The following is a 16,665-nucleotide window of genomic DNA, read 5'->3' on the forward strand; positions in this document are numbered from 1 at the left end:
AGGTGTGCCGTGTACATTACATCTTATGCAGAGAGCGACCTGGAGCAAGCGGCGATTGAATGGTTTGAAGAATTAAACTATAACAAGGCATACGGGCCGGAGATTTCCCCGGAAGGGGAATATCCGGAGCGGATGTTCTATACAGATGTTATCTTGGCCGACCGGCTGCGGGATGCGTTGACCCGGATTAACCCAGGCGTGCCGCGCGACGCGATTGAGGAAGCGATCCGTATCGTTGAGATACCACAGAGTCCTAGTCTGCTGGTGAATAACCGGGCGTTTCAGCGAATGATTACAGACGGAATCGATGCGGAATACCGCACGCCTGCTGGAGAGAACCGGACGGCCAAGGTGTGGCTGTTCGCTACGGAACCTGAACGGGTCCAGGAGAACGATTTTCTCGTTGTGAACCAGTTTACCGTGGTAGAGAACGGAGAGAAACGCCCGGATGTCGTGGTGTTTGTGAACGGGATTCCGCTTGTGGTAATGGAGCTCAAGAGCGCCTCCAATGAAGAAGTAGGGATAAGTGAAGCCTACAACCAGGTACAGACCTACAAGAACAGCATTCCTTCTCTATTTACATACAACTCATTTATGGTCATTAGCGATGGCGTTAACGCACGGGCGGGCACGCTGACGGCCGATGCAGAGCGTTTTATGATGTGGCGGACGATTGATGGCGGCGATGTCGCCCCATCCTCGGTTCCGCAGCTTGAAGTCCTGATTAAAGGCATGTTTGAGAAAAAGCGGCTCATGGACATCATTAAACATTATGTCCTTTTTCAAACAGACGGTGAGAAAGTCACCAAAATCTTGGCAGGTTATCATCAGTACCATGCAACGAACAAAGCTATAGCAAGCACAGAACGGGCTACTGAAACCGAAGGCGACCGGAAAATCGGCGTAGTTTGGCACACGCAAGGTTCGGGAAAAAGCTTGTCCATGGTGTTCTATGCCGGCAAGCTCGTTCTCACCATGGATAATCCGACGATTGTGGTCGTGACCGACCGCAACGATCTGGATGAACAATTATTTGCCACCTTCAGCAGGTCGCAGGATCTGCTGCGGCAGACGCCAAAGCAGGCCGTGGACCGCAAGCATTTGCGGGAGCTGCTGGCTGTTGAGTCCGGCGGGATTATCTTCACAACGGTTCACAAATTCAGCACAGAGGGTGACGAGGACACGTATCCGGAGCTCACAGCACGTAACAACGTTATCGTTATGGCCGATGAAGCGCATCGCAGTCAGTACGGATTTCAAGCCGAAATGGTAGCGAACGAGAAGACAGGCGAAGCTGATGTGAAATACGGGTATGCCAAATATATGCGTGACGCGCTGCCGAATGCCTCCTACATCGGGTTTACGGGCACGCCGGTAGAGCTAAGCGATAAGAACACCCCGGCTGTGTTTGGAGATTACATCGATATTTATGATATGACTCGGGCGGTTGAAGATGGTACAACGGTCAAAATCTATTATGAGAGCCGTGTAGCCCGGCTTAATCTATCCGAGACGGAACGTCCAATTATCGACAATGCCTATGAGGAAATTACGGAATATCAGGAGCTTACCCAGAAGGAGCGTTTGAAGTCCAAATGGGCCCGATTAGAGGCGCTTGCCGGTTCGGAAAAGAGAGTCAAAGCGATTGCCAAAGACATGGTTGACCATTATGAGCAGAGGCAACAAGGGATGTTCGGCAAGGCCATGATCGTGGTCATGTCGCGCCGGATTGCTATTGATCTGTATAAGGCGATTGTGGAACTTCGCCCCGATTGGCACAGCGATGAGGACAGCGAAGGCAAGATCAAAATCGTGATGACCGGCTCTTCAAGTGATCCTGAAGATTGGCAGAAATATATTGGCACGAAGCGGAGGCGGGAGTATTTTGCCAAGCGGATGAAGGACTTGAACGATCCCCTCCAAATCGTCATTGTGCGCGATATGTGGTTAACCGGTTTTGATGTTCCATCCATGAGTACGATGTACATCGACAAGCCGATGAAAGGCCATAACCTGATGCAGGCTATTGCCCGGGTCAACCGCGTCTTTCGGGATAAACCGGGTGGTCTAATTGTGGACTACATTGGCATTGCGGACATGTTGAAGTCTGCACTCCAGCAGTATACCGAGAATGACCGAAAAACCGCTGGTATTGATACTGATCAGGCCATCGACTATATGCTTGAGAGGCTGGATTTAATTCATGATTTGCTCCATGGTCACGACTACAGCAAATTCAACTCGCCTAAAGCGTCGGAACGGATGCAGGCCATCGTGGAAACCGTCGACTTTGTGCTTGGTCTAGGTGAAGAAGGCAAACGGAATTTTACCAACTGGGTCACTGAGCTATCTAGAGCCTATGCTTTATGTGCCACTACCCCAGCAGCGGAAGAGGTAAACGTGGAGATTGGTTTTCTGAAGGCTGTGAAGTCTGGCCTGATCAAGCTGATTACGACCGAGAATCGGAAGAAGACGACAGCCGAGCTTGACGCTGAGCTTAACCAGCTAATCTCCAAATCAATCATTTCCGAGGAAGTGGTAGATATTATGGAGGCGGCTGGTTTGCAGAAGCCCAACATCGCGATTTTGTCGGATGAATTCCTTGAAAATGTACGGGGCTTAAAACAAAAGAATCTGGCTGTAGAGCTGCTCCGTCGTTTGCTGCAGGGCAAGGTGAAATCTTTTGAGAAAGTTAGTGTAGTGCAATCCCGTAAATTTTCTCAAATGCTGGATGAATCTATTCGAAAATACAACAACCGGACGATTGAGACGGCGCAAATTATTGAAGAGCTGATTCAGATGGCCAAGGAAGTGAACCAGGCCGTTAAACGTGGTGAAGACATGGGCATGGTTGCAGAAGAGCTGGCTTTCTACGATGCGCTTGCGTCCAATGAATCAGCGAAGGAGCTGATGGGTGACCTGATGCTGAAGCAAATTGCCCATGAACTGACGCAGTCGATCAAGAGCAATATTACTGTAGACTGGACGCTGCGACAGAATGTACGTGCTCAGATGAAGGTGACGGTTAAACGGCTCTTAAAGAAATATGGTTACCCGCCTGATTTGGAACAGCTGGCGATTGATATGGTACTGAAACAGGCCGAAGTCATGAGCTTGACCGCCTCACAAGAGTTTCGATATTAAGGGGAATGGCAATGGAAACATCAAACTTTGCATTTTTGAGAGCGTTACATCCGGAACTAGCCTCTCTTGCCGAACAGGCAGAGGGGAGCATTTGGTTGAACCCTCGCGGTGTGCTTATGCAAGGGAGATTGTTTGGGGAGATATTGGCGACAACGATTTCGACCCAGGAAAAGGTGGAGCCGGTATATTCAATCAAACAAATTGACCGCCTTCATAAGCTGTCGAGAGAGGGACTACTATCAGAAGAGATCCGCAATAAGTTTGAATGGCTGCGGATGAACGGTAACGCAGCTGCTCATAGCAGCAGCGAAGTTCATGTGGACCTAGCCTTAACAGCTCATAGAAACATGTTTGAGTTATCGGCATGGTTTGTGGAGCTGTACGGCTCTGTAGATTCTGAGGTGCCTGCCTATCAAATGCCGATTGAGCAGGCGCTTGCTAATCCACAGGTTGAACAGTCTCCTGTTCTAGATACCGGCCTCATGGAGAAAGTGATCTCCGATCAGTTAGAGGCCAGGCTGCTGCCAACCTTGGATGAGAAGTTCCGCTCCATCGAAGAAGCACTTCAGCGTATTGCAGAATCACGATCTGCTGCTGCAGCGGAAGCGATAGTCCAAACAGAATCAGTTAGGAATCCTGTGTTGGCGACGCCGATTGTACAGGTAAGTCCCTCTCCTCCCGATCATTCAGGTCTTATTGAAATTGCAGTGGAGCTTAACCGTCGAAACCTGAAAGTCATTGATAAACGTCCCTTAAACGGAGCCTTATGGGTTGTCGGGGGCTGGGAGCTAAAGGAAGTGCTCAGCACGTGGAACGACCAAGGGATCTATTTTCGTTTTGCTAAAAATGGAAGTCAGTCTACCAAACGAAAGCCGGCCTGGTTTATGCTGGGCAAGAATCCTTCTGCAGATCGGTGGATAACGGCTCCGGTTATCGTGGAAGAGAAGACGATTTCCCATCAGGCTACTCAAGAGGAAAGCCAGCAGCCTATCCGGGTTGCACTTAAACAGCAAACGAGCACTCTATCAAACTTGACTGTTACGTCTGGTGCTGGGTCTTCCGAAGAAGAACAGCGGCGGTCTAGTACATTCGGCTCTAAGCTCCAGGGAGAAGAACAGGTTGATCTTCCAGAAGCTAAACAAGTTCACGAGGATACTGGCGTTTCTGCTGCCCGTGAAGTTGATAAGGAATCTAGACCAACAGAAGAAACTGGTGAGGAAAGTCCTCCGCAGAGTGAGGTTGTTGCCATACCTGCAAGTTTGCATTCCCAGTCGCTTAAAGGCTATGCCTCTGACAGGCTAACTGAAATATCGAATTCATTAGGGGCGATCACATTTGGAGACTGGAACGAAGAACGCTTAATGAATCTATACGAACAACAGCCCAAGCTGCTGCATGATGTGATGGTGCAGTTGTGGTTCTTTGGATTTCAGTTTGAAGGCAAACTAGGCAGGTTTCTGAAACTGCAGCGTGATAGTAATGAAGGTTGTATAGGCACAATTGAGGTTGATAAGAAACTGGACGAGATCTTGACTCCAGATGTATGCAGGCTGCTTGGACGTTTCGGGATTATTGGGACACGCCAGCTTAGCGGTATTCCGGTATCCTCATTAGCTTGGCTGCTTCGAGGACGGCATGGTGAGACAGTAGAACGGTTACGGGAGTTAGAGGCTTCTTCAGTGGACCCACATTTAGTTAGAACATCTGAAAAGGTAACTAAAATTATTCGGCTAAACAGTGAACAACTTGTGATTCCGGCGCAACTTTATCATACGCCCATTGCGGATCTAAATATTCAGGGTTGCAATGCCCTCCTAAGAGGCATCCAAGAGAATTGGAATATCTCCCTTCTTGGTGAGCTGCCTGAAGTGTTAACGATTTTACCTACCCGAATCAAAAGTGTCGGGATGACCACAGTGACTAAATTTTTTGAACAGCTAAAAGGAATAGTGAACGCGGGCGAAACCGTACCATTCAACCATGCAGTGGAACTGTCTGTCGCTGCTAGGAATCCATCAGTTCCCGTGCGTGAAGCTGAAGAAATCGTATGGAATGCTGAAATTTTTCCGGTTAACAAGGAAGAAATGGCTCTACCACTGGAAACCTATTTTATTGGAATCCCCAAGTTGATTTCAGAGCTGCAGAACTCCGGTATTTCTACTGTTGGTCAATTACCCAGCGGTTTGGAACAGCTGCTAGGTTATCAAGGCGTTGGAACTACTGCGGTGGAGAAATTCTATAATCAACTCATCCATATGCTCTCTCAGTACAGAGTGGAACAGGCAGAAGCTGCAGTGTGGGAAAGGATGAATTCTGAAGAGAGAATTGCTGCTTCGATAGAACAAATTGAACAAACTTGGCAAGACTGGCTCCAGGGACAAGACCCAACCAGGGGCAGAGAACGAAATTTAGAAGTGCTCCGTTTCCGCTGGAATCTCGTAAGAGAGGGAAGAAAGGTGACTTTGGAAGAGACTGGACAAGCCTTTGACTTGACTCGAGAACGGATACGACAAATTCTAATCCGACAAAATGAAAGATTAGTCAAAGATACCGGGCAGTTAGAAAAGGCTATTAGGACAGCCTGCCAGCCTTTAAAAGGATTTTATTATTATCCTCTTCAACCTAAGGAATCTTTTGTTCATTATTTAATTATTGATATATTGGAGACTGTAGGTCTGACTTATTTAGAAGAATACGGTTGGTGGTCTGAGAAGTCTATTTCTGATATTGAGTTTGTGGATCATTCCCTTCACAGAACGCTAAAACAGTCCTATAAAGGGGAAGTTATCTCGAATGAGATGCTGCAAGGGACAATAGCTATTTTATCAGAGAATCATAACGTTCCTTCTGATCTGTTGTTCATGTTTACTGAATCTGCTCTGCTTCCTTGTAGTGAAGGTTTTATTTTAAAGAACAGTTCTAAGGCAGACCTTGTTGAAATGGTATTAAGAGGTTATCCAACCGGTGCTGAAGTTTACAAAAAAGCGGATGAGTTGATGGAAAAGGCAAATCGGCTCTGGCCAAATTCCTTCACAAAAGATCGAGAATTCACTTCAATTCTTAGCAGAGATGAATATGCAGATACGGCTTACTTATGGGGGAGAGGCGTTTATATTCACCACTCCTTTGTTGAACCGGATATAGCTTTAATCGAGAAAGTTTCTCTTGCTTGCGAAGAGCTTCTTGAAGTGCGAAGTCCCATTTCGATAGGGCGAATGTATGGACAGTTTGAAGATTTGCTTCAAAGCTCGGGAGTGCCTAATGAATATGCTTTATATACCTTGCTAAGAAAATATGGATCTTCGAGGCTGCAACTTCGAAAGTTCCCGCATATCTGGCATGAAAGTGACGGATTCCAGCTTAATAATTCAGACATGCTGAAAGGTTATATTCGTGAATTGAATCGGCCTGTACAAAAAGAAGACTTGATCAAAGAATTTGTAAAAAATAGAGGCTGGAAGAGTTTTACCGTGGAGTTTAATTTAGCTTCGGATTCCGACTTTGTAAGGGTAGACTATGGAGTTATTGGCTTACGAGAGTTCTATTATTTGAATCAATCGGATATAGAGAAGCTGTATGGCAAGCTAGAGGAGCTCTTGGAAGGGCGTTCGATTCTTCATATCAACTTATTATTTGAGGAAATGAAAGAATTTTGTGAGTCTATTGACATTCACTCTTCTTCTTTGCTCTATGACTTAATTCAAGAATTTGCCGCCAACAACACAAATTTCATCCGTTACCCATTCGTTGTACCGGCTGGTCAAGACATTGAGAAAGTTAATATGCAAATCTTAATTGAACAATACATCGCGGATCAAAGCTTAGAACTGCCTGTTTCTAGAGAACAAGTATTGCAATGGTTAACGGAGGATTTAGGAGGACGCGAAGAATCGTTGGATATTATCCTATCCGCCTCGAAAGATATCATCTACTATTCCAGAGGGCAATATGGGGAGTACATCCATAGAGAGAGCTTGGGTTGGAGCGAGGACAAAGAAGAGCAGCTTCTGAACCTAGTCAATAGAAGACTTCAGGAAGCTTCCAAGGACAGCCGTCTATACGTATTAGCTAAGGAGCTTTTGACTTCTGAATATCTTCCAGAGCTAAAGCTAACGATTGAATGGTCTGAAGATCTGCTTATTGACTTGTTAAAGAAAAGCCAAAAGGTGCTATTAATAGGATCCTATGATGCAATCCTTGTTTCCTTGTCTGATTCTGTCATTCGCGGTGAAAGTGACTTTGTTGCTTATGTGATGGACCGATTCTTCAGTGGTCAGGTTAGAGATAGAGACTTGTATCGAAAACTGGCCGAGTTAAGGTTCTCTAAGGATGGTCAGCTGCTATACGAGACTCTTACCGATATGGAGAGTGGAAAAGGGCGTATTGTGAGGGACGGAGATCGATTTTTATTGAAGGATTGATTCTTTCTCCTAACGATTTCGCTTAAATATTTTCGTCATTTCATGCACCCGATATGGGTGCATTTCTTTTACCCAGTTAGGAGGAGAAATAATAATAACCGTCGAAAGGTGGATGATATACGCGCCAATTTAAATGAGGAGTGAAGAGAATGAACAGGTTATTTGTCGGGAAGTTCGGCGCAGATAAGCCGGAACAAATTACAGAGAAATTTTATGCGGCCGGTCCTAAAGGGGACTCTTGGTATGGCGGGATCGAAGCGGGAGACTTGGTCTATCCCATTTTTGAAGGTAAAGTTATAGGTCTCTGGAGGGTAAAGGGGTACACTCAAAAGAATAACCGAATTAACAAAAATGATTCAGGAGTTGTTGAATTTGACGAGGTTTCCTCCTTTAACAATCCTATACCCATAGCTCAATTCATTCGTAATCAGGCATTCTCCTTGAATATCAATTTGCTTAATAAAGCCGTGAAGTCATCTAGAGGATGTGGTTTTTTTGAAATTACCCTTGAAGGTAATCACTCTGTTGAGTCACTAGAAGTTGACTTTAATCAGAAGCAAAATTTTTACATAGCTTTACAAGATCAGCCTCTTCCCAATGATGAGCGACAGATTGTTGTGGTCATTGATAACCTACAAAACACACGCATCCTAAGCATTATTAGACGAAAAGGTGATTCCGCAGAGCTGTATGAACCGCTAATGGAACTTTATGAGAATAGGAATCTGCCTACTGAAAAATATACTCTTAAAGAGCTGCTACGCTATGCTAACAACGAAGCGCCCAATAAAGCAAAATACATCTCAACCGTTCTGCAAGAACTAGACAAACAAGGCTGGTACGCTGTTTCTAACCCAGTTCAGCTATATGATAACATTCTGGTCGGTCGGAGAAGGACTCCGAAAAGCAAGAACAACAGCACCGCCAATAGCACCAATGTGGGATCATACATTCAGGACGCAGATGATGAAGATACTATTGAAATTTCGGAGAGTTATAAACGGTATGCAGAACTACTGGAATTTAATCCAAACCTGGTTCTTTACGGACCTCCGGGGACTGGCAAAACCTACGCTACTAAAAAGATTATCGAGGCTTTTGAGAATAAGAACAGCAATCTAATTATTCCGTTCGAACAGGTAGAGAGAGAAGGCCGGGTTAAATTTGTTACATTTCACCAATCTTACTCCTACGAAGAATTCATTGAAGGCATTCGGCCGCGGTTTAATACAGATGAAGCCGTAGACAGTGGAGGATCCTTGCAATATGGTATTGAGAATGGAATTCTGAAAGAAATGGCAACCGCTGCTTTTACCCAGACCCTTAAATCGGAACTAAAGTCGGATCTTCTAGCTAACACCAAGGAAAGCTCTCGAATCTGGAAAGTATCTTTAGGCAAGAGAAGTGATGATCAAACCTATGACCGGTGCAAACAGAACAACTGGATAGCTGTTGGTTGGCTAAGTAACCATAACTTGACGGGGAAGAACTATGAGGACATCTATAACATCCTCAAGAGCCAAAGAGAGCCTGATGCTCAAGCGCCCGGTAATGACGCAAGCACACTAGATAGCATTGTGAATGAGATGAATACCGGTGATATAGTTTTAATCTACGATAGCCCCACAACAATTCGAGATGTCGGCGTAATCCGCAGCGGTTATAAGTATATGCAGAATGAGTCTTTTCCACATATCCGTCATGTAGCATGGCTCAAAGAATTTGAGCAGCCGTATGATATTTACGATGCTAATGGGCGAACACGTTTAACGTTGAAGACGATCTACGAGTTAACCCGGTTCAATATGAGTGATATCCAGCAAATGATACAGGCTGATCACGAAGCGGAAGCTGCGGCTGCTCAACAAGCTGACGAGCCCAAGCCTTACTACTTAATTATCGATGAAATTAATCGGGGCAACATCTCGAAGATATTTGGGGAACTTATCACATTAATTGAAAAAGATAAAAGGCAGTCGCTGAGTGTAACGCTCCCTTATTCGCAAAAGCCTTTTACACTACCGAGAAATCTCTATCTGATCGGAACGATGAATACGGCAGATCGTTCCATCACTGCACTGGATACAGCACTTCGAAGACGTTTTGCTTTTGTTGAAGTCGAACCTGATTATAGCGTCTTTACAAATCCGAACCTTAATCTATCGGCTATGGTTAATGATGTTATCGATCTGGAGAAGCTGCTGCGAACCTTAAACGAAAGGGTTTTGAAGCATCTGGATCGAGATCATCGGATAGGCCAGGCTTATTTTATGGACGTTCTCTCTATCAGCGATCTGTACCATACTTGGTATTACAAGATACTTCCGCTGTTAAGCGAGTATTTTTATAACGACCCTGAAGCAGTCAAGAGAATTGTGGGTAACCGTTTCTATGATCAATACGGAAGTATGGTCTTCTTAAATCAGCACAAGGAGGGCCAGGCGTTGTCCGAGTTCGAGCGTGCGCTGATTGATATCTATAAAGGAAAAGCAAGTGATGAATAAGGATGTAGTCACTCTATATGAGGATCGCACCCAACAATGTGCTTTCACGTCTGAAGAACGTAAGGACTTAATGTCACTAAAGACTATATGGGGAACACAGAACCTTACACTGCATGCGGATGATCGACTGCTGCTCAAACATTATGTAGGATTTATATCTACGCCTAATCTTCGATTGCAGGTGCTGCCTAAAATATTTCATGAGTCGTTATCGCAAGACTCTCCTGAACAGGAAGTTGAAGTTTCTTCTCACTTGCTGCTGCGGCTCCTTCAGTATTCCAGTTTCCTATCTGTACGAGAGCTTCCAAGTCCACAGTTCATGAGACAGTTAGACTACGATATATTGGAGTTATTTATTCATCTGTTTCTCGATCGGTTTCTGAACCTATATGAGAGGCACGTTCACCGGTCGTATGAGGACAAGGAAAACAACCAACAGTTTATTAAAGGGAAAATATTGTTCCAGCAGTCCTCAAGGCGAAACTATGGACTTCGACATACCCATATGGTTGCTTATCAGGAATTTACCGAGGATACGCTGCTTAACCAAATTTTCAAATCTGTAATGTTAATCCTCGGCCCGAAAATTAAAAGTGTCAGCAACAAAAAGAAGTTGGCTCAAGCCCTTATGTACTTGGAGGATGTAAGTCGGATTAAACTGTCTAACGAAGCATTCAAGCGTGTAAAGTTTAACCGAATGAATAGGATGTATAAGCCGGTATTTAATTTGGCGCGAATGTTCTATTCCAATATTCAGCCGGGGCTATATGGAGGGGACGATCAGGTATTTACATTTCTTGTTCCTCTAAATAAATTGTTCGAAGCCTTCGTGTATCAACTCCTGGAACGTGGACTTTCAAGGCACTCCATAGATGTTCATTATCAGAAGCAGGCCTACTTGGATCAAGAGCATAATCAGTTTCTAGTTAAACCGGATTATATGATTAGTACAGCGGCCGAGCATAACGCTCTGCTTATTGGAGACGCCAAGTATAAAGATCCAGTGTACAAAGGTCAAGTTAAGCCTTCTGAAGCAGACTTATATCAAATGTTAGTTTATGCAATGCGATTTAAGTCAAATAAGCTGTTTTTGTTTTATCCTAGGTTTATTAGAAACGAATTCACATCAGAGAGCTTGAATCGGTTTCAAATCGATGCCGGTGAGGAGATTGTACATTTATTCATATTGGAGATTGATTTACTCGAGACGGATTTGAATAAGATGGAGCAGGCGGTGGGTGAATCGGTCATTAGTATCATAAATGAGTAGAACCAGCAGCTTTCTTTGCTCGTTTTTCGCTAAAGAGGGGAATTGGCTGAATGTCAGTCGAGGCTTGGAGCTTACAGAGACCCAGGCCCTCTTTACATTCTTACTTTTTCCATTCAAGAAAGGGGGTTCCTTCCATCGTGTCGAATCTACTTGTTTATTGTCATAATTGTAGAATGGAGATCGATCATGATTAAGAAGTTACTTTCCTTTTTCCAACAGAAACCCGCCCCTAAGCCACCCCAAAAGTCTGGGAAATCTCAAAACGCTAAATCGAAGTCCACAAAGCCCCGCCCAAAAGTTGAATCCACAAGAATCGGAGAATTAGGCGAGCATAAGATTAACATCCAGCTTGATCAGCTGCCTAAGGAATGCAAATCGTTAAGTGACTTAATGCTTCCGAATCCGAAGTCACGTACTGGCTATTCCCAGGTTGATCACCTTGTTATCTCTCCTTATTGTCTGTTCGTTATTGAGACTAAGAATTACAACGGTGAAATCAAGGGCGGGCGTTCGGATCAACAGTGGACGGTGAGTAACCGTTTCAAGATGTATAACCCGCTAAGACAAAATTATGGTCATATCAAGGCGATCGAGAGTCTGATTGAGGGCGTACCTGCACTGCGTTCCGTATCGATGATCTCATTCACGATGAGATGCAGATTTAGTATTGACCCTGAGCTTCGTAAAATTCAATCTGACGAGTTGATTGTATATGACGTGGAATTGAGCGAATTTATCTCCAGGAAGCTGCTTCGCTTGAAGACGGAAAATCCAGAGCCATTATTTTCTGACGAGCAGATTCAGAATATCTATGACCAATTAAGCCGGGCTAACATTGCGGATCCAGAGGTTCGCAAGCTGCATGTAGAGAAGATCACATCGAACAAAAAGAGTATGTCAAATTCCTAAATAAATAAAATGATGTGTAAGTGTAGATTATTGTAGGATAGGAGCCAAGTGTTCTTACATCATGTGTGTGGAGCTTGTGGCACTGTTCTGATAAACAAAAAGCCGATGAACCTGTTAATCCAGGTCGTCGGCTTTTCAATTGATAAGTTACTTGCGGAATAGGTAGTAGTATGTTTCTACTAGCTCTTTCGGAGGATTGTCCCCAAAAAAACTACGACTTAGTCAAATAATTATAAAGCTTATCCTCTACAGCATGCTCCAATACTAGATTCATGTGTACGACAGGAAGAGACTCACCGGTATCATTAATCATAGACGCCTGAACGGCACTTTCTGGATCAGGATGGGCTTTTCCTAAATAGTAAAATTCAGTTCCCTCCGCGTCGTCTTTCTTCACAAATACATGCAGATCAATGCTCAATTGGTCGGCTTCAACAATGACTTTAACTTCCTCAGATTGAAGCGTACGTCTACTTCGTGTCGACCACTTCAGCACTTGAGAATTAATGAATTCCTCTTGATAATTCGTGCTAGCTTCGACGCCTTCGTGTTTATGGTAGGTTACAAAGATCGGACATGTTTGGTACTTTGTTTTGTATCCATACATGGTAGAGCTTTCGTCACTGTGCCAGTTCAATAGCTTACAAGACTCTTTTCTTGAGTACTTCTTGTACATCGTAAGCGGCTTGTTGGCAGCGTACTGTGAGCTTTTGTACATAGCCGTTTGAAGAATATCTGTGACCATCTCTTTAAAATATGGATTATTCCGTAGAGAACCAGCCATAGTGGGGTGGAATTTAAAACACTGCTGCTCCTCAAAGAATTCGACGATTGGAAGCTCTCCGTATTTCTTTTTCGTAGCTTCCGTGAAGAACGACATATCCAACACTCTTTTCACAGAATCAATGACATTAGAATCCATGGAGCATCCTACTTCAGCAAGCTTGTCGGTATAGTCTCTAGATGTGACAAGACTTTCAGAGCCTAAGAGATCAAGCAACACAATCTCATGCATTCGTTTCCCATTCAGAACCTCAGCAGACAGCATCACTAGATATTTTTGCTCTTGCTCGGTTAAGGGGGGGACTGTTTCTTTAATCTTCTGTAGAAAATGATAATAGCTAGCGTGTTCATCAGCGAAAATCATTGGATCAATAGAATCGTTGTTCATAAAGTCCATCAAATTCGGAATTCGATTTAATCTATTTTTGAGATCCTGGTAAGCTTCTCTTAGAATTTTCAAGGCCGTAAGATTGCTATTCCCAATGGAACGATAAATTTGTTGTCTTGCCACTTCCTCGAAGTTGATGGTGGAGACGCCTCTAATATAACTTGTATCTTTCATATAGCGACGAATATTGTCTTTATTCTGCGACTTGTCACCGGATAGAGCTATCGGGATGAGATAGTTATTCTTGTAATTCCCGATAAAGTCGATGATCGTGACGAATTCTTTGTTAGCATGCTTACGCAGGCCACGTCCTAACTGCTGGACGAATATAATGCTGGATTGGGTTTGGCGTAGCATCACCACCTGGTTCACACAGGGAATATCAATACCTTCGTTAAAGATGTCTACAGTAAGTATGTAGTCAAGATCACCATCTTCAAGCTCAGTGACACGGCGGGAACGTTCTTCCTGACTGTCACTACCTGTTAAAGCTACTGTCTTATATCCTCTCTCATTTAGCATTTGGGAAAGCTCAATAGCTTCTTCTTTACGGCTACAGAAAATAAGCCCTTTGACCGTCTCTCCAGAATATCCATAGTATTGAATTTTCTCGATTAAGTAGGAGACTCGCTCGTTCGTGACCAGTTGAGATAGCATACTCGTATCATCAATTAATCGTCCATTGAACTCAAAGTCAGTGACGCCAAAATAGTGAAACGGACAGAGCATATCTTCTTCCAAGGCTTCTTGTAGACGGATCTCGTAAGCGATGTTGTAGTCGAATAGCTCATAGAGGTTGAAGTCATCGGTTCGTTCAGGAGTGGCTGTCATGCCTAACAGAAATTTGGGTTTGAAATGATCAATGATTTTGAGATAAGAGCTTGCCCCCGCCTTATGTACCTCATCGATTAGGATGTAGTCGAAGGCCTCTGGATCAAAACCTTCAAGGACAGCACTTTTGGAAATGGTCTGGACGGTAGCAAACAGGTACTTAGCATGTAGATCATTACGATTGCCTGATAAAATGCCGTAGTCGCGATCCTCACCACCAATAATCCGCTGATAGTCGGTCATGGCCTTATGCAGGATTTGCTCCCGGTGTACAACAAACAACATTCGTTTCGGTTTGAAGTTTCTTACGTCAAAAGCAGAGAGGAAAGTCTTTCCTGTCCCCGTAGCGGAAATAACCATGCCTCTACTAGCACCTGTGCTCCGCAATGTCTGGAGATTTGTGAGGGCGCTTTGTTGCATTTTATTAGGTGAGATTGAACTGAAGACCGTCTGTGGAACGGTAGCAGCAGCAACGAAGGGAAGCGCTTCTTGAGCCCTTTGGTTGGCCTTCCGAACCTCTTCATAGAAAATTTGATAAGCATCGATCCATTTATCCGTTAGTGGGACAGCCTGAGTCCAGACTTTATCGAACTCTTTTTGGAACTGTTCCAAAAGCCCGCCATTTTGATAGGAGGTTAACTTGACATTCCATTCGTAGTTGGCTTTTAATGCTGCGGCAGTCAGGTTGGAGCTGCCCATAATGATTGTGGAATACCCTTCATGCTCAAAGACATACCCTTTGGAGTGAAAGCCATTTAATTCTGTTAGACGAACTTCAACGTTAGTGATTTTCAGTAGCTCTTTATAGATTTTAGGTTGATTGAAGTTCAAGTAATTTGAGGTTAGGATTTTCCCGGTGATCCCTCGAGCCTTTAGGTCGGCTAAGTGAGATTTCAACATTGCCAGGCCGCTCTCCGTAATAAAAGCAACAGAAAAAGTAAAAGAGCGACAACGATCCAACTCTTCCAAGAAAGGAGTAAGAACAAAATCAGCGCTATCTTTGTTGTTAACTAGTAGCTTCGGTCTGTATTCGTCTAAAGAATCCAGCTTCTGATCGATAAATGCCCAGTTTAAGGAGTTATTGAGGTGTTGAATAGAGTTGTCCATGTTATTGGGTCATTTGCTCCTGTATTTTGGTGACAGCCGGAAGATCTGCAGGTGCCCAATCCAAGGACATTAACTCATTCGGAGTTAGCCAGCGGATGGCAACATGTTCACTCAAGGTAGGAGTGCCACTAATTAAATTACAATAGAAAGTAGACAGATGAACAAACCCAAAATCATATTCATAAATGGTGGTCTCAATGGCCTCGCCAATTTCGATTCCACAATTCATCTCTTCGTCAATTTCTCTTGTTAATGCTTCTTGCGGTGTCTCGCCTTCCTCAATTTTGCCGCCAGGGAACTCCCATTTATACGCTAATGCTTTAGTTGCCCCGCGTTGAGCACACAGGATTTTACCATTCTCAACGATGACGGCTCCTACGACATGAATGTGCTTCTTCATCAGTTACCTCCGAGGATGTAATTAATTTGTGATGTAATGTATTCTACATTTATTATTCTATTTTATTATAATATTAGGAAGTAAGCCATGAAAGGTGGGAAGCTTGTTGCTTAGGCATGACTCTCTGCTAACGTAAGAATGTTCGTACCGTAATCGGTGAAATTAGGCATTGAATTTAGTCTGCATATTTCTGTGTCCTAACCTTAGATATGATATGATGAGTAAAACCAGTACAGTGGAGGGGACATGATGATTCCCAAGAAAATGGATCAGCAATCCGTAAGAACGATAAAGTCCATTCTTCAACAACTCAACATCAATCATTCTCGTGTAGTCATCGACCTGGAAAAGCAGACTGTTGAGGCTCAAGAGGAAGATTACTCGGTTGATGACCTTTTGGAGGCAGCTGGTTCATTAACGCCTGAACGTGGGAAAGAGCTTCAAGAAGAGATCAACAGGTCGCGCGAGGAATGGAATGCATGAGCAATGGTTATCTTCTTGACACGAATATTGCCATTGCGATCCTTATTAGTGAGAAGAAAGTTATTGATTTTATTCAACAGGCATCGCGTGATCAAATGCCAATTTATTTTTCGACGATTACTGTTGCTGAAGTGTTCTCAGGTTTAAAACCAGAGGAGCAACTCCGTACAGAAAAGCTGTTTACCGCCAAAAGATGTCTAGATGTAACATCAGAAATTGCAAAGTGGGCCGGAACACTTCGTAAGGATCTTCAGGGGAAAGGCCGTAAGCTAAAAACCCCGGATGCACTTATTATTGCGACAGCCTGGTTTCACGAACTTACACTAGTGTCTAGAGACTCTGATATGAGAGTTGTCCACGAATTAGATATTCCACTTTTCAGCATGGAATAAATTTAAAAAGGTATCTTAGCCAGCTCACCTTGA

The 16,665-nt window shown here is 44.0% G+C and carries 9 protein-coding genes; 7 read left to right on the plus strand and 2 right to left on the minus strand.

Annotated elements, in window-relative coordinates; translation table 11 throughout:
• The first annotated feature begins 15 nt into the window (after window positions 1-15).
• The 5 genes from Q5741_RS14360 to Q5741_RS14380 all read left to right on the plus strand — a co-directional run bounded on the left by Q5741_RS14360 (window position 16) and on the right by Q5741_RS14380 (window position 12,248).
• On the plus strand, window positions 16-3,144 hold the full coding sequence (locus tag Q5741_RS14360) for a type I restriction endonuclease subunit R (RefSeq protein ID WP_305024870.1): 3,129 nt from the start codon (window positions 16-18) through the stop codon (window positions 3,142-3,144).
• Window positions 3,145-3,155: 11 nt separating this feature from the next.
• Window positions 3,156-7,565: a sigma factor-like helix-turn-helix DNA-binding protein gene (locus tag Q5741_RS14365; RefSeq protein WP_305024790.1), complete on the plus strand. Its 4,410-nt coding sequence runs from the start codon at window positions 3,156-3,158 to the stop codon at window positions 7,563-7,565.
• Window positions 7,566-7,714: 149 nt separating this feature from the next.
• Window positions 7,715-10,069: an AAA family ATPase gene (locus Q5741_RS14370; protein ID WP_305024791.1), complete on the plus strand. Its 2,355-nt coding sequence runs from the start codon at window positions 7,715-7,717 to the stop codon at window positions 10,067-10,069.
• Window positions 10,062-11,339, plus strand: a complete 1,278-nt coding sequence (locus Q5741_RS14375) for an McrC family protein (protein ID WP_305024792.1) — start codon at window positions 10,062-10,064, stop codon at window positions 11,337-11,339. The genes Q5741_RS14370 and Q5741_RS14375 overlap by 8 nt, the downstream gene beginning before the upstream one ends.
• A 186-nt stretch (window positions 11,340-11,525) precedes the next feature.
• Window positions 11,526-12,248 carry a nuclease-related domain-containing protein gene (locus Q5741_RS14380; protein ID WP_305024793.1) on the plus strand — a complete coding sequence of 241 codons (723 nt, stop codon included), beginning with the start codon at window positions 11,526-11,528 and terminating at the stop codon, window positions 12,246-12,248.
• Between the two features lie 211 nt (window positions 12,249-12,459).
• Here the strand turns inward: Q5741_RS14380 and Q5741_RS14385 are convergent, their stop codons facing one another.
• Together Q5741_RS14385 and Q5741_RS14390 are read right to left on the minus strand one after the other, a co-directional pair.
• A complete protein-coding gene (locus tag Q5741_RS14385) occupies window positions 12,460-15,357 on the minus strand; it encodes a DUF3427 domain-containing protein (protein WP_305024794.1) in 2,898 nt (965 codons plus the stop codon).
• A 1-nt stretch (window position 15,358) separates the two neighbouring features.
• Window positions 15,359-15,757 carry a (deoxy)nucleoside triphosphate pyrophosphohydrolase gene (locus Q5741_RS14390; protein ID WP_305024795.1) on the minus strand — a complete coding sequence of 133 codons (399 nt, stop codon included), beginning with the start codon at window positions 15,755-15,757 and terminating at the stop codon, window positions 15,359-15,361.
• Between the two features lie 249 nt (window positions 15,758-16,006).
• On the opposite strand from Q5741_RS14390, the gene Q5741_RS14395 reads away from it, so the two are divergent.
• Both Q5741_RS14395 and Q5741_RS14400 read left to right on the plus strand, forming a co-directional pair.
• Complete coding sequence (locus Q5741_RS14395; protein ID WP_305024796.1) at window positions 16,007-16,240, plus strand: hypothetical protein; 234 nt, start codon at window positions 16,007-16,009, stop codon at window positions 16,238-16,240.
• On the plus strand, window positions 16,237-16,632 hold the full coding sequence (locus tag Q5741_RS14400; RefSeq protein WP_305024797.1) for a type II toxin-antitoxin system VapC family toxin: 396 nt from the start codon (window positions 16,237-16,239) through the stop codon (window positions 16,630-16,632). The genes Q5741_RS14395 and Q5741_RS14400 overlap by 4 nt, the downstream gene beginning before the upstream one ends.
• Window positions 16,633-16,665 lie beyond the last annotated feature (33 nt).

It is taken from the genome of Paenibacillus lacisoli (genome assembly GCF_030580655.1).
GTDB classification, from domain to species: Bacteria; Bacillota; Bacilli; order Paenibacillales; family Paenibacillaceae; genus Paenibacillus; species Paenibacillus lacisoli.